At 60.0% G+C, this 21,942-nt stretch carries 17 protein-coding genes and 1 pseudogene; 6 read left to right on the top strand and 12 right to left on the bottom strand.

Features of this window, described 5'->3' with window-relative positions; translation table 11 throughout:
* Window positions 1–18 precede the first annotated feature (18 nt).
* Window positions 19–720: a hypothetical protein gene (locus JFT66_RS13670; protein ID WP_034119032.1), complete on the bottom strand. Its 702-nt coding sequence runs from the start codon at window positions 718–720 to the stop codon at window positions 19–21.
* Between the two features lie 251 nt (window positions 721–971).
* Between JFT66_RS13670 and JFT66_RS13675 the strand changes: the two genes are divergently transcribed.
* The 3 genes from JFT66_RS13675 to hemB all read left to right on the top strand — a co-directional run bounded on the left by JFT66_RS13675 (window position 972) and on the right by hemB (window position 3,608).
* A complete protein-coding gene (locus tag JFT66_RS13675; RefSeq protein WP_034119033.1) occupies window positions 972–1,670 on the top strand; it encodes a glutathione S-transferase N-terminal domain-containing protein in 699 nt (232 codons plus the stop codon).
* A gap of 3 nt (window positions 1,671–1,673) precedes the next feature.
* Window positions 1,674–2,516, top strand: coding sequence for a PhzF family phenazine biosynthesis protein (locus tag JFT66_RS13680; protein ID WP_034119034.1), 843 nt, complete (start codon window positions 1,674–1,676; stop codon window positions 2,514–2,516).
* A 117-nt stretch (window positions 2,517–2,633) separates the two neighbouring features.
* Window positions 2,634–3,608: a porphobilinogen synthase gene (hemB, locus tag JFT66_RS13685; protein WP_034119035.1), complete on the top strand. Its 975-nt coding sequence runs from the start codon at window positions 2,634–2,636 to the stop codon at window positions 3,606–3,608.
* Between the two features lie 54 nt (window positions 3,609–3,662).
* On the opposite strand, the gene JFT66_RS13690 is transcribed toward hemB, so the two are convergent.
* Together JFT66_RS13690 and JFT66_RS13695 are read right to left on the bottom strand one after the other, a co-directional pair.
* Complete coding sequence (locus JFT66_RS13690; RefSeq protein ID WP_153838468.1) at window positions 3,663–4,049, bottom strand: hypothetical protein; 387 nt, start codon at window positions 4,047–4,049, stop codon at window positions 3,663–3,665.
* Window positions 4,046–8,791 (bottom strand): RHS repeat-associated core domain-containing protein, encoded by a 4,746-nt coding sequence (locus tag JFT66_RS13695; RefSeq protein ID WP_198859513.1) that lies wholly within the window; start codon window positions 8,789–8,791, stop codon window positions 4,046–4,048. The genes JFT66_RS13690 and JFT66_RS13695 overlap by 4 nt, the downstream gene beginning before the upstream one ends.
* A gap of 273 nt (window positions 8,792–9,064) precedes the next feature.
* On the opposite strand from JFT66_RS13695, the gene JFT66_RS13700 reads away from it, so the two are divergent.
* Both JFT66_RS13700 and JFT66_RS13705 read left to right on the top strand, forming a co-directional pair.
* Complete coding sequence (locus JFT66_RS13700) at window positions 9,065–10,150, top strand: DUF1615 domain-containing protein (RefSeq protein ID WP_198859425.1); 1,086 nt, start codon at window positions 9,065–9,067, stop codon at window positions 10,148–10,150.
* Window positions 10,147–10,275 (top strand): annotated as a pseudogene (locus tag JFT66_RS13705) (PaaI family thioesterase); the annotation flags it as partial. The gene JFT66_RS13700 and the pseudogene JFT66_RS13705, both read left to right, overlap by 4 nt.
* A gap of 183 nt (window positions 10,276–10,458) precedes the next feature.
* On the opposite strand, the gene JFT66_RS13710 reads toward JFT66_RS13705, so the two are convergent.
* From JFT66_RS13710 to JFT66_RS13720, 3 genes are read right to left on the bottom strand one after another with little or no spacing between them, the layout of a single operon-like run.
* A complete protein-coding gene (locus JFT66_RS13710; protein WP_056846097.1) occupies window positions 10,459–11,640 on the bottom strand; it encodes an acetyl-CoA C-acetyltransferase in 1,182 nt (393 codons plus the stop codon).
* An 11-nt stretch (window positions 11,641–11,651) separates the two neighbouring features.
* Window positions 11,652–12,311, bottom strand: coding sequence for a CoA transferase subunit B (locus tag JFT66_RS13715; protein ID WP_003190327.1), 660 nt, complete (start codon window positions 12,309–12,311; stop codon window positions 11,652–11,654).
* A gap of 31 nt (window positions 12,312–12,342) precedes the next feature.
* On the bottom strand, window positions 12,343–13,041 hold the full coding sequence (locus JFT66_RS13720; protein WP_153872356.1) for a CoA transferase subunit A: 699 nt from the start codon (window positions 13,039–13,041) through the stop codon (window positions 12,343–12,345).
* A 133-nt stretch (window positions 13,042–13,174) separates the two neighbouring features.
* On the opposite strand from JFT66_RS13720, the gene JFT66_RS13725 reads away from it, so the two are divergent.
* Window positions 13,175–14,080: a LysR family transcriptional regulator gene (locus tag JFT66_RS13725; protein WP_034119042.1), complete on the top strand. Its 906-nt coding sequence runs from the start codon at window positions 13,175–13,177 to the stop codon at window positions 14,078–14,080.
* A gap of 60 nt (window positions 14,081–14,140) precedes the next feature.
* Here the strand turns inward: JFT66_RS13725 and JFT66_RS13730 are convergent, their stop codons facing one another.
* The 6 genes from JFT66_RS13730 to JFT66_RS13755 all read right to left on the bottom strand — a co-directional run bounded on the left by JFT66_RS13730 (window position 14,141) and on the right by JFT66_RS13755 (window position 21,832).
* Window positions 14,141–14,470, bottom strand: coding sequence for a hypothetical protein (locus JFT66_RS13730; protein ID WP_025854475.1), 330 nt, complete (start codon window positions 14,468–14,470; stop codon window positions 14,141–14,143).
* 488 nt (window positions 14,471–14,958) lie between these two features.
* The gene (locus tag JFT66_RS13735) at window positions 14,959–15,804 is read right to left on the bottom strand and encodes an NAD-dependent protein deacetylase (protein ID WP_198859426.1); all 846 of its coding nucleotides are present in this window, start codon (window positions 15,802–15,804) and stop codon (window positions 14,959–14,961) included.
* Window positions 15,805–15,812: 8 nt separating this feature from the next.
* A complete protein-coding gene (locus tag JFT66_RS13740) occupies window positions 15,813–16,253 on the bottom strand; it encodes a CBS domain-containing protein (RefSeq protein ID WP_034119044.1) in 441 nt (146 codons plus the stop codon).
* A 130-nt stretch (window positions 16,254–16,383) separates the two neighbouring features.
* The gene (locus JFT66_RS13745; RefSeq protein ID WP_198859427.1) at window positions 16,384–18,333 is read right to left on the bottom strand and encodes a DNA topoisomerase III; all 1,950 of its coding nucleotides are present in this window, start codon (window positions 18,331–18,333) and stop codon (window positions 16,384–16,386) included.
* Window positions 18,334–18,497: 164 nt separating this feature from the next.
* Window positions 18,498–20,120: an MFS transporter gene (locus JFT66_RS13750; protein ID WP_153872353.1), complete on the bottom strand. Its 1,623-nt coding sequence runs from the start codon at window positions 20,118–20,120 to the stop codon at window positions 18,498–18,500.
* Between the two features lie 65 nt (window positions 20,121–20,185).
* Window positions 20,186–21,832 (bottom strand): GMC family oxidoreductase, encoded by a 1,647-nt coding sequence (locus JFT66_RS13755; protein WP_153838464.1) that lies wholly within the window; start codon window positions 21,830–21,832, stop codon window positions 20,186–20,188.
* Window positions 21,833–21,942: the final 110 nt, after the last annotated feature.

Consider the following 21,942-nt stretch of genomic DNA (forward strand, 5'->3'; position numbering starts at 1 on the left):
GCCCCTGCGGCTCATGCTTCAGATATCTGCGCTGACCTGGGTTGGATCCGGGCAGCTTTCCTCGCCGTTATTGAGCCCCTGCTTATAGTTACGGCTGAGCAGCGAGGCCTTACCGTTGTGCCAGGTCAGTGTCAGCACGTACAGGGAGTCATAGTCATTGCCGGACCAGTCATCGGTGATGGTGTGCTTTTCGCCGGACGCTTCGCTGGCGACTTTGTTGATCAGTTCCGGCAAGTAACCATGGGACCAGGCCGTGTAGATCGTCGCGTTGCGGTACTTGTCCTCGACCAGTTCTTCGGCCAGGGCGCTGGTGTCATTCGCTGAAAACTCGATGTTCACCGGCAGGCCAAGCTTTATCGCGCTGGGGCTGATGGTTATCAATGGACGAATGTAGCTGTAGGAATTGTCCAGCTCACCTTCCTCGACATTACGTGTCGGGTTGGCGGCAAACACATAGTTGGCCTTGCCGAATTTTTCCGGCAACACGGTAGCCAGGTTCATGGCGCGGTTCAGGCCCTGGCAATTGAGTTGGCCCAGGCCGCCGGCCGGTTTTTCGCCATGGCGCAGGAATACCAGGGTTTGCACCCCGTCCACAGGTTGGGCACGGCTTTCACGGGCGTCGAGAACGGTGACGATGGCCGCGCTGACCAGCAGCAGCGGCAACATCATGTATGAATAGCGTTTGAATTGTTGCACAAGGCGCAGAGGCTTGATCTTCATTATAGGTTCGAGTCTTCGTGCGTCGGGTTAGGGCGGACAAGCCCGGCCCCAGTGACGCGTCAAGCGTCCTGCGGTATTCCCTGTCGGTATAGCAAGGTGCCTCCTTCACCCTTCGAGCGCTCTTAAGAGTGCTTTCGGGCGCTTTGGTTCGCCCATGCGGGATACTAACCGGGAAATGTTGCGCAACGATGACCCATGCACGCAGGCGGGCAGATGACTATCATGAGGGCTTTCCGCCCAGGGAGTTCTCGATGAACGCACTCGCCGCTTTCCCGATCAACAGCAAATGGCCCGCCCAGCACCCGGAACGCCTGCAACTGTACTCGTTGCCCACGCCCAACGGCGTCAAGGTGTCGATCATGCTCGAGGAGCTGGGCCTGCCCTATGAGGCGCACAAGGTCAGTTTCGACACCCAGGACCAGTTGTCGCCCGAGTTCATGTCCTTGAACCCCAACAACAAGATCCCCGCGATCATCGACCCCAACGGCCCGAGCGGTCAGCCGCTGGCGTTGTTCGAGTCCGGCGCGATCCTGATCTACCTGGCGGAAAAGACCAGCCAGTTGCTCTCCGAAGACCCGGCCACCCGTTATGAAACCCTGCAGTGGCTGATGTTCCAGATGGCCGGGATCGGCCCGATGTTCGGCCAGGTAGGGTTCTTCAACAAATTCGCCGGCAAGGCTTATGAAGACAAGCGCCCGCGTGATCGCTACGTCGCCGAAGCCCGGCGCTTGCTGGAAGTCCTGGAAAAACGCCTGCTGGGCCGCACCTGGATCATGGGCGACGAGTACAGCATCGCTGACATCGCCACGTTCCCCTGGATTCGCAACCTGATTGGCTTCTACGAATCCGGCGACGTGGTGGGTATTACCGACTTCCCTAACGTACTGCGCGCGCTGGACGGCTTTGTTGCACGTCCGGCGGTGATCCGTGGCCTGAACATTCCGAGTTGAAGCATGCCGACTTTTGATTTCCAGCAATTGGACGTATTTAGCCGAGTCCCCCTTAAAGGCAACCCGCTGGCAGTGGTACTGGGTGCCGATAGTTTCACGGACCAGCAGATGGCGGACTTCGCCAATTGGACCAACCTCAGCGAAACCACGTTCTTGCTGATGCCCCGCGATCCGCGGGCCGATTACCGCGTAAGAATCTTCACCACTCTCAAGGAACTGCCATTCGCCGGGCATCCGACTTTGGGCAGTTGCCACGCCTGGCTGCAAGCCGGTGGCGTGCCGCACGGGGAGGAGATCATCCAGGAGTGCGAAATCGGCTTGGTGCGCATCCGTCGCCAAGGTAATGAACTGGCGTTTATCGCGCCGCCGTTGTTGCGCACCGGGCCGTTGGAGGCGCCGCTGCTCGAGCGCGTGCGCCTGGCACTGGGCCTGGCGCACGGGGCCATTGTGCGCAGTCAGTGGGTCGACAACGGTGCAGGTTGGCTGGCAGTGATGCTGGCTGATCGTGATGCGGTGTTGGGCCTGAGGCCGGACTATTCGCAGCTACAGGATCTCGCGGTGGGGGTGATTGCCCCTTGTGACCCGGCTCGCGACGCAGTAGATGCGCAATTTGAAGTGCGCGCCTTTGTCGCTGGCGACGGTGCCCCTGAAGACCCGGCCACCGGCAGCTTGAATGCCGGTGTGGCGCAATGGTTGCTCGCCGAGGGCCTGGCACCCAGCCGTTACGTCGTCAGCCAAGGCACGGCCATGGGGCGAGCGGGGCGTATTCACATCGAGCGCCAGGGTGACGAGATCTGGGTCGGTGGCGCCGTAGCGCTGTGCATCGAAGGGCGACTACAGCTCTAGATCAATGAATTGTTACGTGCCTGGCAATACACTATTGGCCCCTTGGCGTTTGTGTTGCCAGGACTTGGGGGCATAAGCTTTGGCCCCAAAGATTTCAGCCATTTTTTCAGGAAAGCCATGACCAGTCAGTTCCCCCAAGCCCGCCCCCGTCGCCTGCGCCGCTCCCCGGAGCTGCGTGGCTTGTTCCAGGAAAGCGAATTCACCCTCAACGACCTGGTGCTGCCGATTTTCGTCGAAGAAGAAATCGACGACTTCGTGCCGATCACCAGCATGCCGGGCGTGCTGCGCATCCCTGAGAAGAAACTGGCCGGTGAGATCGAGCGTTACGCCCGTGCGGGTATCAAGTCGGTGATGACCTTCGGTGTGTCCCACCACCTGGACGCCAGCGGCAGCGACACCTGGAAAGAACAGGGCCTGGTTTCGCGCATGTCCTCGATCATCAAGGACGCGGTGCCGGAAATGATCGTGATGTCCGACACCTGCTTTTGCGAATACACCGACCACGGCCACTGTGGCGTGATGCACGGTGCCCATGTCGACAACGACGCGACCCTGGTCAACCTCGGCAAACAAGCCGTAGCCGCCGCCCGCGCCGGGGCCGACGTGATTGCACCGTCTGCCGCCATGGACGGCCAGGTCCAGGCTATCCGCCGCGCCCTGGATGACGCTGGTTTCACCCATATCCCGATCATGGCCTACTCCACCAAATTCGCCTCGGCCCTCTACGGCCCATTCCGCGAAGCCGGCGGCAGCGCCCTCAAGGGCGACCGCAAAAGCTACCAGATGAACCCGATGAACCGCCGCGAAGCCGTGCGCGAATCACTGCTCGACGAACAGGAAGGCGCCGACGCGCTGATGGTCAAGCCAGCCGGCGCCTACCTCGATATCATCCGCGACATCCGCGAGGCTTCACGCCTGCCAGTGGCGGCGTATCAGGTGAGTGGTGAGTACGCGATGATCAAGTTCGGCGCACAGGCCGGGGCGATTGATGAGGACCGGGTGGTGCGTGAGACGTTGGGGTCGATTAAGCGGGCGGGGGCGGATTTGATTTTTACGTATTTTGCGATGGATTTGGCGTTGGCAGGAATTTAAGGGCATCGGTTAACCCTGTGGCGAGCGAGCTTGCTTGTCACGGGGGGGATTCGGCTAAATCTCTACCGACTCAGCCCAACGTTGGCAGAAGTCATGCTGCTCTTGTATGTCGTTGGTGAGATCGTTTTCCTCATGAGCGAAGATATGTACGAGTTCTCCCTCTGGCTGCCCCATTGTCATCTCGTAAGCAACAAGTCCATTGGACATATGTGAAGACATACCTGACGTGTGGACGTTGATTTTCGCACCTTTGCACAGAAAAATTGTGTCTTTCAAGTCAGCTCTCAATAAGCCGAAGCAATCGTACAGGTCCATTGCTGTGTAGGTTTTTTGTGTCCCATTGCTAAGCAATAGATAAAGGGTGGGTTTGCCCCCTTCGTATTCGACCACCGCACTGTCACGTATACCGTTTTTGATGGTGGTGATTTCACGTGATTTCATGGGTATTTCCTATTAGGGTTCAATATCGTGTATCCCCTGAAGGTGCCGTCTTCATTGACTGGCGATGCTCCTAAAATATCCTTCGTATCTATTCGCCCTGGAATTGCAATTTCTAATTCATTTTTATGTTTTGAGCGTGCGCCCAACTCTTTGTTTACGTCCCTTCCAGGGATTTTTCTCAGCGTGTAAAGAAAGCCTTCTTCGAAACCATAATTTGAAGCAAATACCAGTGCTTGTTTCCTTGAAGTCGAGGTGGGGACGAAATTGCTAGGAGGGCTGGCATTATTCAACGTGTGGAGGAAAAGGTCTGTGCTAGTTCCTCTACTTTCAAATCCATTTTCAAAGATTTCATCTGGTTCTCTCAAGTCTCCGCGATATAGATATTCTCGTTTGTTGTCTGGGCCCGGTAGCGGAGGAGCTCCCTCATCCACCTTTGCCTGTCTGTGAGAGGTTTCTGTATTTTGATAAGGCTTACATTCATCTGCGCCTGGACATGTACTTAAGCCTAACGGATCCACCCACCCCGTAGGATTGGGCACATACCGGTACCCATTGTTCCCCCCCGCCAACTTCACCGGATCCGGCGTCAGGTAACGACCAATGTCCGGATTGTAGTAGCGATGGCGGTTGTAGTGCAGACCGCTTTCTTGGTCGAAATACTGCCCTTGGAAACGCAGCGGATTGTCGATTTTGCCTACGTCGAGCCGGGCAATCTGGCCGTAGGCGCGGTAGTGGGCGGACCAGACGATTTCGCCTTCGGGAGTGGTGAGTTCCTGCGGTGTGCCGAGGTGGTCGAGTTGGTAGTGGTAGGGCTTTGTTTCTTTTGGACCAAACCCTTCCAGCAGTGCCAACGGGCGGAAGCTGTCTGGTTCGTAGATGTAGCTGCGATGACAGTCCGCATGGTGTTCGGCAATCAGCTTGTCGCCTTGCCAGAAAAACTCCGTGGTTTTGTTATCCACGTTCTTGCTGATACGCCGCCCAAAGGGGTCATAGCGATAACTGGCGGTTTCGCCGTTCGGTTTTGTGACGCCGATCAGCCGATGCTGGCAGTCGTAGCGGTATTCGGTGACGAGTTTATGGCCCTTGCCACGCCGTTCGCGGATGAGGTTGCCGAAGGCGTCGTAGTCGTAGTTGCGGTCGCCCTGGATCACCAGGCGGTTGGCGGCGACGATGTCCGGGCCGGGGCGGTCTTGCATGAGCAGGTTGCCCGCTGGGTTGTGGCCGAAGCGTTCCTGCACGTCCTGCGAGTGATCGGCGCGGGTCAGGCGGGCGAGTGGGTCGTAGCGGTAGTCGTGTTGGCCTTTGCGGGTGTCGTGCAGGCGGGTGAGGTTGCCGCTTTTGTCGTAGTCGTATTGGCGCTGGTAAAGGTAGTTTTCCTGCTGTGTGACGGCGTGAGCGTGCAGGCGGTGCTGGTCGTCGTAGTGGTAGTGGCTGAGCAGTTGGCCTTGTTGGCGCTGGTGTTCGCGACCGCTGTGAAATAGATGCGAGGTGAGCACTTCGCCGTTGAGCTCGACGGTGGCGAGGTGGCCGCCTTTATCGTGGTTGAAGGTGAGGCGGTTGTTATCCGGCAGGCGCAGGTTTTTCAGTTGGCCGCAGGCGTCGTAGCCATAGCGCAAGGTGCCCCAGCCTTGGTGTTCGGCGGTGAGGCGGTTTTGGCGGTCGTACTCGTAGGCTAACGCCCAGTGGCCGTCCTCGACGCTGAGGAGATTGCCTTGGCGGTCGTAGGTGTAATCGACCACGCTGTTATCGGGCAGGGTTTTTCGTACAAGACGCCCGGCGTGGTCGCGCTCGTAGCGGGTAACTAGCTGACTGCCGTCGTCGCCGTATTCGGTCTTTTCCTGCAGGTTGCCGTTGAGGTCGTAAACGTAGGCGGTGCGCTGGCCGTCGAAGCCGGTTTCCTGTTGGATCAGGCCGTTGGGGTGATAGTCGAGTTGGTAGGTTTCGCCGACTTCGTTTTCGATTTCGGTCAGCAGTAACCGAACGTTGTCGTAGCGGTACTGGACCTGGGTGCCGTCGGCGTTGATGCGGCGGCTGATCAGGTGCAGGCCGTCGGCGTATTCGTAGCGGGTGACGTGGCCGAGTTCATCGCGTTCGGCGATGATTTTGCCGTAGGGGTTGTAGCTGAATTCCCTGCAAGCTCCGCCGGGCTGGGATAGTTTCAGCAGGCGACCTGCGGCGTCCCATTGATACTGGGTCTGCGCGCCATGTTCATCCTCACGGGCAATCTGTCGCCCGAGGTCGTCATAGCGATATCGCTTGATCGCGCCATTCGGCAATTGCTCCTCAAGCAACTGCCCACTCTCATTCCACACCAACCGATGACAACTGTGATCCGGGTACCAAACCCCCGTCAGTTGCCCCTGTTTGTTGTAGCTGTAGTCCGTAACATGCCCATCGGGATCGGTCCTACGCGTAACGTAGCCCTGGTGATTACGCTCATATTTCCAGACCGCCTCGCCACGCCGTACAACCCGTACGAAGCCGTTGTCATGCTCGTAGGACGTCGGCTCATCATCCCCCGGAAACAACGCCACCAAGCGCCCAGCTTCGTCGTACTGATAAGCCGTCACCGCCCCCAGCGGATCTTGCTCGACAGTTAACCGGCCTTTTTCATCGTAGGATTTGAAATGCTCGGCGCCGTCCGGATCAATCCGCTGCACCAGCCGCGCCCGGTCATCGTGAACATAGACTTCCTGGCTACCATCGGCGTTATGCACGGTGACGCGCCCGTCATCCCCCCAGGCATAGCGCGTGTCCATCTGCGAAAAACTCGCCCAATGCCGGACACAGCGCGCCGCCTTGCCGGAGCCTTCCCACGCCCAATAGAAACTCGCCCCACCGGCCAACTGTCGCTCAACTATGACGTGCTGATCGTCGTACCGATAACCCTCGCTTTCACCGACGGCATTGGTCGCGCAAACCAGTCGTCCGTCTTCGTCATAGGCGTAGGAAACAACGTTTTGCTCGGTCACCCAGACGTCGGGGGCGCGGCCTGTGGCGCGATGAACCTGGTAGTCCACCGCGACGATGCGATCCAGTTCATAGCGCAACAAAAGCGAGCGACCGACGCCGTTATCCAGCCGCTCAATCCGCCCTGAACGATCACGGCCAATGCGCAGGCGGTTGTCATACGCATCACTGATCGAAACCAGCACACCATCGCGAAAGTGATAGAACCGTGACGCCTGGGCCAGCACCAGTTCATCAGGAGCCGAGCCCAAGTAGATCGCCGCTTCCGCCAGGCTATTGGTGATCGCGGGTCGAGAATCGGTGGGCAATGGAAACTGAGTACGGCGATTCTCATGATCGGTCCACACCACCGAGTCGCCAGAAACAACCAGCCGATGGGCCAGCGAATGACTCCACCCAAACCCCAACCCACACTCCAGTTCCACCGCACTGGTGCGATACAACCGGGTCCACTCAAACGGCAAAACACCGTCCAGCGCACCATCGGTGAGGGTCAGCAGTTCCTCGCCGGTGACCATCGACACCGGGCAGCCATTGGTGGCAGTTTTATTCGCTGGAGCCGCCGCATCCCCTTTGGGATTCGATGCCACGGCAGGCACATCATCCACAGGCTCCTGCCGGACCAGCACCGTCTGCCGAGTCTTGTTACGAACCGCTGGCACCGAGTTGGCAACCAGATTTTCCCCAGCCTTCAACGGCGCAACCGATACTGCCTTGACCGGCGTCGCCGCACTCCCCAACAACAACGGCTTTGCCGCCTCCACATGCGGCCCCAACCCCGGCCCCACAAGCTGCTTGGCCAGCAGCTCCAACAACGCCCGAGCACGGCCAGATTTGATATGACTGAGCACCTGAGTCCCCAGCCGAGCCGTCAACCCCATCGCCCCCAAGACGCGAATCAGCAGCAGGCTGATCAGCACCTCACCGGTGATTTCGCCCCACAGTTCATTCATCTCCGGCGGCGGCAGCATGCGCATCCAGCTGACCATCGCCGACAGATAGATAAACAACAGCGGCTCATCACTGAGCACCAGCAGGCCCTGGGCAATCGTGTCCTTGCCCAGCGTCAGCAGCTCATCCAGTTCAGCTTGAGAGAGATACTGCAGCAGCTTTTCGCTGTTGGGCTTGAGGTCTGCCAACAGGTCATACAGCTGTGTGACGTTGTCCCACAGGTGGTAAAGCGCCTTGCCCATGCCACTGAGAAACGCCGCTTCCACGAGTCGGCGTCGGTCAAGCGGTGTCGCGTCCGTGTAGCTTTTCCATTGCGCCTGAAACGTGCTGCTCCACGTTTCGCGCAAGCGCACTTCCAGCCCGCCGATTACCGCCTGATAAGACGCATACAGCGCCTTGACGTGATCCGCGGAAACGTTGGGATAGAAAGTGATTTGGTACTGCTGGTCACGGGTACAGCCGTTGACTTCAAGGATGCCGCTGGGGCCGATGGTCCGGTGGATCGGCGCACCCACCGGAGTGCCATCCCGGGCCAGGGCTTGCAGCATCACCGGTGTATTGCCAATGGGCACAAACCGCGTGCTCTGGAACATATGCACCAGGGTCAACGTACCGCTGGCCTGGCACATCGCAACGGTGCTGCTGGGAAGGCTGGAAGCCTTGATCGGCGCAACCAGCGCCACTTCATCCCCAACCTTGAACACCTGCTCCACATCCAGCGCCGAGAAGCTCCAGAAGCTCGAAGCCCAGGCGTCAAACGTGTTCAGGCAATCGCGGAAGTCGCGCAGAACACCATCAACGTTGGGCGTCTGCGCATCCATCGGGGTCAGGGCCAGCCTGCCGATGGCCGGGTTCAAGCGCCAGCCCCATCAACCACAGCTCTAACGAAAAAAACCATCTGCAATCCCTCGCACTGTTCAATCAGGCGAGGGACTTTGCAGCGGCTACCGGGGCAGGGGAGTAGAGCTTATCCGGCAGTTATGTGGGATGTTTCAGCTACGGCCAGGTACCCGGTTCTGCACACCAACGAACCCCGGTTAGACTTACCTGTCGATATCTGCACTGCCCGGTCCGCCGTTAACCAAGGAAGCCTCATGTATTCAAACCGCCTGATCCTCTGTCTCATTCCTTTGCTGGTGCTGGCCGGTTGCTCCACTTCACGTGGCCCGCAGCAGCCTGAGCGCAGTGAAGCCGAGGTGAAGGCGCAGATCGTGCGCCTGCTGCCGGCCAAGGTGGCGGACCGCAACGGTTGGGCCCAGGACATCTACACTGCCTTCGACGCCCAGAAAATCTACCCCAGCACCGAAAACATCTGCGCCGTGCTGGCGGTGACCGAGCAGGAGTCGACCTATCAGGTGGACCCGCCGGTGCCTGGCATGGGTAAGATCGCTCAGGATGAAATCCTGCGTCGTGCCGGCAAGGTGCATGTGCCCGCGTTCGTGGTACGCAGTGCATTGCAATTGCGTTCGCCCACCGGCAAGTCTTACGCCGACCGCTTGAATGCCGCACGCACGGAAAAGGACCTGAGCGCGATCTTCGATGACTTCATCAGCATGGTGCCCCTGGGCAATACGTTGTTTGGCGGGTTCAACCCGGTGCACACCGCAGGCCCGATGCAGGTCAGTATCGACTTCGCGCAAAAACAGGCGCGGGGTTATCCCTACACGGTGGACGGTACTATTCGCCGCGAAGTGTTCACCCGTCGCGGCGGTATGTACTTCGGCATTGCGCATTTGCTCGGCTACCCGGTGAACTACGACCAGCCGCTGTACCGCTTTGCCGATTTCAATGCGGGCTGGTACGCCAGCCGCAATGCTGCGTTCCAGGCCGCTGTCAGCCGCATCACCGGCAAAGAACTGGCGCTGGATGGGGATTTGATCCGCTACGGCTCCTTGCTGCCCGGCACCACCGAGCTGGCGGTGCGCTCACTGGGGGCGAAGCTGGACATGCGTAACCCGAGCATCCGCAGCCAGCTGGAGCAGGGCGGGCAGTTGGATTTCGAGGGCACCACCCTCTACAAGCGCGTATTCGCCCTGGCCGATCAGGCTGCCGGCAAGCCGCTGCCACGGGCGATCCTGCCGGGCATTGTGCTCAAGAGCCCGAAGATCACCCGCAACCTGACCACGGCATGGTTCGCCAAACGTGTGGATGAGCGCTATCAGCGTTGCATGAAGCGTTGATGCGCTTGGACAACCACAAGCGCGGGCGGCAGATGGCGTTTGCTACGCTGAGCCTGCAAGTGGAGGAGCGGATTGTGCTGCGGGCGAGTGCGGTGTTTGCGGTGCCACAAGCTGACAGGCAATGAGATCAAATGTGGGAGGGGGCTTGCTCCCGATAGCGGTGGCTCAGTCACTTCAGTTTGGCTGATAAATTGCTATCGGGAGCAAGCCCCCTCCCACATTTTGACTGTGTTTTCTGCAGCAGATTGTCGTCAAAGAAAAGGCCCGGCTTTTCGTGGAGCCAGGCCTTTTCCATGGTGCTCTTTGAATCAGCTGCGTTCGAGCGCCAGGGCTACGCCTTGGCCGCCGCCGATGCACAGCGTCGCCAGGCCTTTCTTGGCATCTCGCTTGATCATTTCATGCAGCAGGGTCACCAGCACGCGGCAGCCTGAAGCACCAATGGGGTGGCCGATGGCGATGGCGCCGCCATTGACGTTGACCTTGTCGGCGTCCCATTCCAGCTCTTTGCCCACCGCCAGGGATTGTGCGGCGAAGGCTTCGTTGGCTTCGATCAGGTCCAGGTCTGCCAACTGCCAGCCGGCTTTGTCCAGGCAACGGCGGGTGGCTGAAACTGGGCCAATGCCCATGATGGCCGGGTCAACGCCGGCATTGGCGTAGCTGGCGATGCGCGCCAGTACGGGCAGGCCGAGGGCGCGGGCTTTGTCGGCGCTCATCAGCAGCACCGCAGCGGCGCCGTCATTGAGGCTGGAGGCGTTGCCGGCGGTGACGCTGCCGTCTTTTTTGAACGCGGGCTTGAGTTTGGCCAGGGATTCGGCGGTGGTGCCGGCACGGGGTTGTTCGTCTACCGCGAAGGCCACCGGGTCGCCTTTGCGCTGGGGAATCAGGATCGGTGTGATCTCATCGGCAAAGCGTCCGGCTTCGATAGCGGCGGCGGCTTTTTGCTGGGATGCGGCGGCGAACGCGTCCTGGGCTTCACGGCTGATGCCGTACTTGTCCACCAGGTTCTCGGCGGTGATGCCCATATGGTAGTCGTTGAACGCATCCCACAGGCCGTCGGTGATCATGCTGTCGATCATCTTCGCGTGGCCCATGCGTAAACCGGTGCGTGCGGCGGGCAATACGTACGGGGCCAGGCTCATGTTTTCCATGCCGCCGGCGATGATCACCTCGGCGTCGCCGCAACGGATGGCCTGTGCGCCCAGGTGCAGGGCCTTGAGGCCCGAGCCGCAGACCTTGTTCAGGGTCAGGCTCGGCACGGCATGGGGCAGGCCGGCGAGGATCGAAGCCTGGCGCGCCGGGTTCTGGCCGCTGCCTGCGGTAAGCACTTGGCCGAGGATCACTTCATCCACTTCGGCCGGGTCCAGGCCGGTCTGCTCCAGCAGGCGGCGGATCACGGCGGCGCCCAGTTCCGGGGCCGGAATGCTCGCCAGCGAACCTTGGAAGCTGCCCACGGCGGTGCGGGTGGCAGCAACAATCACGACGTCTTGCATGGAATCTGTCCTCACTGGAAGTGCATTTCTGGAACGTGGTCCGGAACGATCAGTTTACCGGCGGTCTTGCTCACAATCTCTTCAACGCTGACGCCAGGTGCGCGTTCCTTGAGGACAAAAGCGCCATTTTCGATTTCCAGGTACGCAAGGTCGGTCAGCACGCGCTTGATGCAGTTGGCACCGGTCAGTGGCAGGCTGCATTGGCTGAGCAACTTGGACTCACCGTCCTTGGACGCGTGGGTCATGATCACGATGATGTTTTCCGCGCCGGCCACCAGGTCCATGGCGCCGCCCATGCCCTTGACCAGCTTGCCCGGGATCATCCACGAGGCGATGTTGCCTTGTACGTCCACTTCAAATGCGCCCAGTACGGTGAGATCGACATGCCCGCCGCGAATCATCGCGAAGGACTCGGCGGACGAGAAGATCGAGGCGCCGATGCGTGCGGTGACGGTTTGCTTGCCGGCGTTGATCATGTCGGCATCGATGGTGTCTTCAGTAGGAAACGGGCCCATGCCGAGCAGGCCGTTTTCCGATTGCAGCATTACTTCCATGCCGTCGGGGATGTAGTTGGCCACCAGGGTTGGAATGCCGATGCCCAGGTTTACGTAGTAACCGTCCTGCATTTCGCGGGCGACGCGTTGAGCCATTTGTTCGCGGGTAAGAGCCATGGTTGTTTCCTCTTATTGTTCTGGACGGGGATTACTTGCGGACGGTGCGCTGTTCAATGCGCTTTTCGAAGGTGCCGCAGATGATCCGGTCGACGTAGATGCCAGGGGTGTGGATCTGCGCCGGGTCCAGCTCGCCCGGTTCGACGATTTCCTCGACTTCAACCACGGTGATCTTGCCGGCGGTGGCGGCCAGCGGGTTGAAGTTCTGGGCCGTGTGGCGGTAGATGACGTTGCCGAAGTGGTCAGCTTTCCAGCCTTTGACGATGGCGAAATCGCCGGTGATGGATTCCTCCATCAAATATGGGCGGCCATTGAACTCACGGGTTTCCTTGCCTTCGGCGACTGGGGTGCCGACGCCGGTGGCGGTGAAGAAGGCCGGGATGCCGGCGCCGCCTGCGCGCATTTTTTCCGCCAGGGTGCCTTGGGGAGTGAGGATTACCTCGATCTCACCACTGAGCAGTTGTTTTTCGAACAGGGCGTTTTCACCCACATAGGAGGCGATCACTTTGCTGATCTGTTTTTCTTCCAGCAGCACACCCAGGCCGAAACCGTCGACGCCACAGTTGTTGGAAACCACCGTCAGGTCGCGGGTGCCTTTGCGCTTGATCTCGGCAATGAGGTTTTCCGGAATGCCACACAGGCCAAAACCGCCGGAGAGCACGGTCATGCCGTCTTCCAGGCCTGCCAGCGCTTCTTCATAGGACGCCACGCGTTTATCGAAACCTGCCATATGCACCTCTTTTATTGTTTGTGGTCCAGCCAGTGAATTGAGTGTTGCGCCGACGGATTGATTTGTTAAGTTGTTTTTTAAGGTTGATTGATTTAGAAAACAGCATAGTCGACCCGTCATCCGGAGCAGCCTCATGACCGTTAAACAGATGCGCGCCTTTCTCGCCGTGGCCCAGAGCCTGAGTTTCGCCGCGGCCTGCGAGCGCCTGCACCTTTCTCAATCGGCGCTGAGCCTGACCATCAAGGGCCTGGAAGAAGGGCTGGGCGGGCGCCTGTTCAGCCGAAATACCCGCAACGTTGCGCTGACCCCTGAAGGTGAATCCCTGTTGCCCCTGGCACGTCGCTTGATTGCCGATTGGGACAATACCGAGGACGAACTGCGCCAACGTTTCACCCTGCAGCGTGGCCGCGTCACGGTGGCGGCGATGCCGTCGTTCGCGGGGAATCTGTTGCCGCCGATCCTGAAGATATTCCGCGCACGTTACCCCCAGGTGAACGTGACGGTGCATGACTTGATCAACGAGCAGGTGCTGGAGATGGTCCGCGACCGTCAGGTGGAATTGGGCGTGGCGTTCGAACCGTCTGAAGGTTCGTCACTGGCGTTCACGCCTTTGTATCTGGACCGCTTTATGGCGGTGGTGCCAGGGGATTCGCCGTTGGCGCAGCGTGCCGAGATCGATTGGAAGACCTTGCTGGAGCAACCGTTCATTACCTTGCAACGGCCCTCCACGGTACGGGTGATGCTGGAAGAACACCTCGGCGCCTTGCAGATGAAGCTGCCCGTTGCGTTGGAAAGCCACCAACTGGCGACTGTGGGCAAGATGGTCGCCAGTGGCCTGGGGGTCAGCGCTGTGCCGGCGTTGTGTGCTCGGCAGATGGAGGAGGCGGGTGCCCAGTGCATTACCTTGACCGGCCCGGTGATCGAGCGGCCGATTGGCGTGTTGACCAAACCCGGGCATGAACTTTCGGCGGCGGCGCAGGTGTTGTTTGATATCTTTCGCGATGAAGCGGGGAAGGGCAGATTTCCCGCGCTGTTATAAAACAGGTATTAAAAAGCCCGCTCGAATAAACGAGCGGGCTAAATGGTTAATGCTTGGTTATCAGCAGTATCTATCAATCACTTTAACTTGCGATTGGCCTTTGAGGTTCTGCCATTCGGTATTAAGTGTATGGAACACCTGCTCGATAAAGTTGCGATCGGCCGCGGCTTTCTTGCCGACATAACCCTGGCCACGGCGGTACATCTTCAGGCGCGCCGCCAGTTCACGGTTATTGCGGTCGAACTCGGCTTCTTCGGTATGGGGCGCCAGGCAGTCAATTTGCACTTCGCCCGATTTGCCAATCCACAGGATATGGTCGTCGAGTGTGTCTTTCTGCGCTGCGAACATCTCAGCCAATTCATCGATAGTTGGTTGGTTGTTCAGATTCATGTGTAAGCCCCTTGACCAGTTGGCGATCTATCAATTGATTCGTTAAAACTGCTTATTTGTCTCCGGTTCCGAAAACCGGGCGTCAGTGACGGTCTGCCGAATACGGGCAGGGTCTTGAACCTGATGCATGTAGTCTTGCTGATGAACTGCTACGCAACGCTTTCATAACGAAGACAAGCAGCGTTTGAGCTCCTTGTACCTGTCCCTTTCAGGGCCGGTCAGCTTCATCAATCTGCCTTGTGGGCAGTGCACATCCGGAAAAACAGCTCGGCGGTCAGACGAGCCTGTTCAAAACGCTTGTTACCAACGCTCCCGATCCGGGAGACGTCTAGATCATGCAAGGACAAAAACGTTACGTCAACGGTTATGTAGTGATTATTTTTGGTCACTACATAAATGGCTGTGGGGACGGGAGAATGCGGGAAAACGTGACTTGGGCGTCATTTTTTGTGCGCTGGGTCGCTGGGGCTGAGAGGTCAAATGACCTGCTAGCCGAGTCGATCAGCCAACAACGGCAACAACCGCTCGCACGACGCCTCGATCTTCATCTGCAACAGCTCATCACCACGAGTCTTGCCCAGGTTGATGGCAATCACCGGCTTGCCCTGTTCGGCCATTGCCTTGCACAGGCGGAACGCCGAATAGGCCATCAGCGACGAGCCCACCACCAGTAACCCTTCGGCATTGTCTACCGCCGCCATCGCCTTGAGCGCCGTCGCCGGGGCGACATTCTCACCAAAAAACACCACGTCAGGTTTCAGCCGTTCGCCATTGCAATGGGGGCAGCGGGGCACCTGGAAGCGTTCTTCAAACACCGGGTCGAGCAAGGTGTCGCCGTCCGGCGCCTGTACCGCATGGACGTGTGCCATATGGGGATTATCGACTTCCATCTGCCGCTGGATCACATCCCGCTCGCTGCGCAGTTGGCAATCCAGGCACAGCACCCGATGCAAGCTGCCATGCAGCTCGATCACCGCATGGCTGCCGGCCTGATCATGCAGGGTGTCGACGTTTTGCGTGATCAGCCCACTGATGTGCTCGCGCTGTTGCAGCGTCGCCAGTGCCAGGTGGGCCTTGTTCGGCTGGGCAATGCGCACCCGTGGCCAACCCAGCATTGCCCGCGCCCAGTAGCGGCACCGCGCTTGCGGGGTGGCAAGGAATTCCTGGTACATCATCGGTGCCTTGCCCCGGCGTACACCTTCACTGTCGCGGTAATCAGGGATGCCCGAGGAGGTGCTGATCCCCGCACCGGTCAAGACCAAAAAGCGCCGTTCGGCCATGGCCCGGTGCAGGGTGTCGAGGTGGTCTTCTTGATGTTCCAGCGTGTCGAGCATGGGTTTCCCTATTCGCCGCGAATGTACTGCTCCAGCTGTTTGATCAGGTCGGCTTGTTCGGCGATGGCTTCCTTCACCAGGTCACCGATGGACAGCAGGCCCAACAGTTTGCCGTCTTCGACGACCGGCAAGTGGCGCAGGTGACTGTCGGTCATGATCTTCATGCATTCTTCGACACTTTTATGGGTGTCGACGGTGATGACAGGAGAACTCATGACATCGTCGACCCGCGTGGTCACCGACGACAGCCCCTTGAGGATGAGTTTGCGTGCGTAATCACGTTCGCTGATGATCCCTACCACCGTGCCTTCCTTGACCACCGGCAAGGCGCCGACGTTTTTCTCTGACATCCGCACCAGCGCTTCGAACACGGTGTGGTCCCATTGGATGGTGTGGACGTCCTGGTTTTTCTGGTCCTTGGTTTTGAGCACTTGTGCGACGGTTTTCATGGCGGCCACTCCGGTGTTGTTGTTAGGTAGTCAGGGTCCCCTAAAGAATCCTAGACCGCCCACGGCAGGGCAAGGCCCAAAGCGGCGTTAAACTCGTCGAAAAGCGTCATTCACCGGATTTTTTCCGGTTTTACTTTGCCGTTATCGGTTTTTTCGCCCGCTTGGTGCTTCCCGCCGTCTTGCGTGGGGCGCTCTTGCGTTTGTTCTTCCAGGGCGCGGCGCCTCGGCCTGCCGGGCTGGCTGGGCCGGTGATGGTCATGCGCATGCCATTGCAGCGAGCCACCTGCTTGCTCATCCACGCCGCTTGTTTGGCGACGAATTCTTCCAGGCTCATTTCGCCGCTTTGTACCATGTCCAGCGCCTGTTCCCAGATGGCGGTGGTGCCCGGGTCGGCGATGGCGCGGGGCACTGCGTCGATCAGGCTGAACGCCGCCGGTGTGGCCGACAGGGCCTTGCCGTTTTTCACCAGGTAGCCACGGTCGAGCAAGCCCTGGATGATCCCGGCGCGGGTGGCTTCGGTGCCAATGCCGGTGGTGTCCTTGAGCTTCTGCTTGAGCAGCGGGTCTTCCACCAGCTTGGCGACGTTTTTCATCGCCTTGATCAGGTCGCCTTCGGTAAAGGGCTTGGGCGGTTGGGTCCATAGGTCCTTGAGGTTGACCTTGGCCACGCTGTAGTCCTGGCCTTGCACCAACGTCGGCAGGGCTTGTGGCGCGGGTGCTTCGCGACCTTTTGCGGGCGCCAGCGCTTCGGGCAATGCGCGTTTCCAGCCCGGCTCGATGATGACTTTGCCCACCGCACGCAACGCTTGCCCTGCGCAGTCGAAATCCGCCTGGGTACGGTCGTATTCATGGTTGGGCAGGAACTGCGCCAGGTAGCGTGCCCGTATCAGGGTATAGACCGCCCGGTGTTTGCCGGTCAGTTGGCTGACATCCTTGCCGGCCCCGGTGGGGATGATGCCGTGGTGGGCGCTGACCTTGGCGTCGTTCCAGGCCCGCGAGCGGCGTTGGGGGTCGATGTGCGGTATCAGTTCGTTGACCGCCGTATCCGCACGGCCCAGGGCCGCGAGAATCTTCGGCGCGTCACTGTGCTGGCTCAACGGCAAGTAGCCGCAATCGCTGCGCGGGTAAGTGATGACCTTGTGGGTTTCGTAGAGGGATTGGGCGACATCCAGGGTTTCCTGGGCGCCCAGGCCGAGCTTCTTCGAGCAGATTTCCTGCAATGTGCCAAGGTCGAAGGGCAGGGGCGCCACCTCGCGCATGCGTTCGGTACGCAGCTTTACCAGCCGCGCAGCGGCGGCGTTGAGCATGGCGTCGGCGGCGTCTCGCGCCAGTTGCGGGTCAAGGCAGCGGCCCTGGTCGTCGCAGGCATCATCATGGGCACGCCATTGGGCGGTGAAGGTCATGCGCTCGTGGCGCAGGTCGACATCAATGGCCCAGTATGCCACCGGCACGAAATCGGCAATGCTGCGATCACGGTCCACCACCAGGCGCAGGGTCGGGGTTTGCACCCGGCCTACCGGTAATACGCCTTGATAGCCGGATTGGCGCCCCAGCAAGGTAAACAGGCGGCTCATGTTCATGCCGATCAGCCAGTCGGCGCGGGAACGGCCCAGGGCCGAATGATACAGGCTGAAGGTGTCGGCACCCGGTTTGAGGGCAGCCAGGGCCTTGCGAATGGAGGCATCATCCAGCGCCGACAGCCACAATCGCTGGATAGGCCCGCGATAGCGGCAGTGCTCCACCAGTTCACGGGCGATCATCTCGCCTTCGCGGTCGGCATCGGTGGCAATCACCAACTCCTGGGCTTCCCCCAGCAAGCGCTTGACGGCCTTGTATTGGCTGGCGGTCTTGGGCTTGACCAGCATCTTCCATTTGTCCGGGACGATCGGCAGGTCGGCCAGTACCCAGCGCTTGTACTTGGCGTCGTAGGCGTCGGGCGGGGCGGTTTCCAGCAGGTGGCCGATGCACCAGGTTACGGTGACTCCGTTGCCCAGCCAGCAACCGTCGCCGCGGCGACTGGCGCCGAGCACGGCCGCGATATCCTTGGCCTGGGAGGGTTTTTCACAGAGGTACAGCCGCATGGTCATCACATCAGATCGGGTTGATGCCTTGCAGGATGCTTAGTCAGGAGGATTTGAGCAACCATTATCTGTATGGATGTACAGCAATTTGTGTGGGCACTACAGGGCAAATGTGGGAGGGAGCAAGCCCCCTCCCACAGGGGATCTGCGGTATTTAAACAAACTCAGTTGTTATCAATATCCACATGCCGCGTTTCTTTGAGGCAGAACAACCCGACGACCAGGCTCACCCCCGTCACCACCACCGGGTACCACAAGCCATAGAAGATATCGCCGGTGTACACCACCAACGCAAAGGATACGGTCGGCAGGAACCCGCCAAACCAGCCGTTACCAATGTGGTAGGGCAGGGACATCGAGGTATAGCGGATGCGCGTCGGAAACAGCTCCACCATCAGCGCCGCCAAAGGCCCGTAGCACATGGCCGCGATCAGGATCAGCACGACGATCAGTACCACCACCATCACCTTGTTGACCTGGGCCACATCCGCCGAAGTCGGGTAGCCGGCCAGGGCCACGGCGCCACGCAGGGCCGCTTCATCGAAGCCGTCGATGCGCACATCGCCCACGCTCACCTGCACCGGGCTGCCTGCCGGGGCGGCGGCGCTGCTGTAGGGCAGGCCCTGCTTGACCAGGAAGGTCTTGACCTTGTCGCACGGGCTGTCAAAACGCGCCTTGCCCACCGGGTCGAACTGGAAGGTGCAGGTGGCCGGGTCGGCCAATACGGTGATCGGCGCCTGGTGGCTGGCCTGGTCCATTGCCGGGTTGGTGTAGTGCGCCAGGCCCTTGAAGATCGGGAAGTACAACGCGGTTGCCAACAACAGGCCGAGCATCAGCACCGGTTTGCGTCCGACTTTGTCCGACAGCCAGCCAAACAGGATAAAGAACGGCGCGCCAATCACTACGCTGATGATCAACAGCATGTTGGCCAGGGCCGGGTCCATCCGCAGGAACTGGGTGAGGAAGAACAGCACGTAGAACTGCGCCGCATAGAATGTCACCGCCTGCCCGCCGTTGATGCTGAACAGGGCAATCAGCACCACTTTGAGGTTTTCCCATTTACCGAACGACTCGCGGATCGGCGCTTTGCTGGCCTTGCCTTCCTCTTTCATTTTCAAGAAGGCCGGCGACTCGTGCAGGCTCATGCGGATCCAGGTCGAGATGCCCAGCAGCACGATGGAAAACAGGAACGGAATACGCCAGCCCCACACTTCGAACTGGTCACCGGTGAAGTAGCGGCAGGCCAGCACCACCAGCAACGACAGCAGTAGGCCGAGGGTGGCGGTGGATTGAATCCAGCTGGTATGCAGCCCGCGCTTGCCCGGTGGCGCATGCTCGGCCACGTAAGTGGCTGCACCCCCGTACTCGCCGCCGAGGGCCAGGCCCTGCAGCATGCGCAGCACGATAAGGATGATCGGCGCAGCAATGCCGATGCTGGCGTAGGTTGGCAGCAGCCCGACGCAGAAGGTCGCCACACCCATCAGGATGATGGTGACGAGGAAGGTGTACTTGCGCCCGATCATGTCGCCCAGGCGGCCGAACACCAGCGCACCGAAAGGCCGTACCACAAAGCCGGCGGCGAAGGCCATCAAGGCAAAGATAAACGCGGTGGTGTCGTTGACGCCGGCAAAGAACTGCTTGCTGATCACCGCCGCCAAGGCGCCGTAGAGGAAAAAGTCATACCACTCGAACACCGTCCCCAGGGACGAGGCGAAGATGACCTTTCTTGATTCGTTGGCGGTGCTCGCACTGGCCGCCGAGCCCAGGGGTTGAGCATGTTCTGACATCGGGTGTCCCTCACAGTGATTATTTATTGTTGTCCCACTGTCGGCGCCAGGTGTGGCGCCGCTATTCAGATTGCATGAGTCAGTTCTTTCTCCGCGGCGAGGCTCCTTGTATTCGGTGAAAGGATCAGTTGCGCGGCCTTCTCCGCGATCATCAGCGTCGGTGAGCAGGTATTGCCGGAGGTGATGCGCGGCATGATCGACGCATCGGCAATGCGCAGGCCGGGGATGCCGTGCACGCGCAGTTGGCTGTCGACCACGGCGTCCTTGTCAACGCCCATGCGGCAGGTACCGACCGGATGGAAAATGGTGGTGCCGATACGTGCGGCGGCTTCGTGCAGTTGCTCTTCGGTTTGCAGCGCATCGCCGGGCAGGTATTCCACCGGTTTGAACTGGCTCAGGGCCGGTGCGGCGACGATGCGCCGGGTCAGGCGGATGGCGTCGGCGGCCACGCGCAAGTCCTCGGGGTGGCTAAGGTAATTGGGTTGAATCAGTGGGGCATCCTCAGGGCTGGCCGAGCGAATATCCACGCGGCCGCGGCTTTGCGGGCGCAGGTCGCAGACCGAGGCGGTAAACGCCGGGAAGCCGTGCAGCGGTTCGCCAAAGCGCTCCAGGGACAGCGGCTGCACATGGTATTCAAGGTTGGCCGAGGTCTGCTCCGGCCCGGAACGGGCAAATGCGCCAAGCTGGCTGGGCGCCATCGACAGCGGGCCGCTGCGGTCATACAGGTAGCGCAGGCCCATGCCCATCTTGCCCCACAGCGTGCCGGCGATCTGGTTCAGTGTGCGGGCGTTTTCCAGCTTGTAGATCAGCCGCAGTTGCAGGTGATCCTGCAAGTTGCCACCCACGCCTGGCAGTTCATGCACCACATCAATGCCCAGTGGCTTGAGCACATGGGAAGGGCCGATGCCTGAGCGTTGCAGAATGCCCGGCGAGCCCACGGCACCCGCGCACAGCACGATTTCCTTGCGTGCCTTCCAGCTCAACGGCTGGCCGTGTTGGCGTCCCAGCACCTGCGAGGCGCGGCCGTTTTCCAGCAGCACACGGTCTACCTCGACGTCGGTGAGCACGGTCAGGTTGGGCCGCTGGCGGATCGGTTTGAGAAACGCCTTGGCCGCATTCCAGCGCACGCCCGCCTTCTGGTTGACCTGGAAGTAGCCGCAGCCCTCGTTATCGCCCTGGTTGAAGTCATTGATGTTGGCGATACCGCTCTGGGCCGCCGCCTCACGGAACGCATCGAGAATCGGCCACGACAGACGCTGTTGCTCGACACGCCATTCGCCGCCATCGCTGTGGAACTCAGAGCCGCCGGCAAAATGGTTTTCGCTGTGCTTGAACAACGGCAGCACGTCTTTCCAGGCCCAGCCCGAATTGCCTGCCGCGGCCCAGCCGTCGTAGTCCTGGGCCTGGCCGCGCATGTAGATCATGCCGTTGATCGATGAGCAGCCGCCGAGCACCTTGCCCCGTGGGTAACTCAAGGCACGACCTTGCAGGCCTGCCTGGGCCTCGGTCTTGAAGCACCAGTCGGTGCGTGGGTTACCGATGCAGAACAGGTAGCCGACGGGGATATGGATCCAGGGGTAGTTGTCGCGGCCACCGGCTTCCAGCAGCAGGACGCGGTGGGCCGGGTTGGCGGACAAACGATTGGCCAGCAGGCAACCAGCGGGGCCGGCGCCGACGACGATGTAATCGTATTCAGCAGTTTCCATGGGCATCTGGGGTCTCGCTTGTTTTTCTTATTGAGCCCATCCTAGTTGTTAGTTTTCGTCTTAAAAATGTTAGTTTTTACCCAGCTGCTGTGCGTTTTTAAACAGCGTGGGCCGGG

Origin of the sequence: Pseudomonas sp. MF6755 (assembly GCF_016405635.1) — a bacterium.
GTDB lineage: Bacteria > Pseudomonadota > Gammaproteobacteria > Pseudomonadales > Pseudomonadaceae > Aquipseudomonas > Aquipseudomonas haemolytica.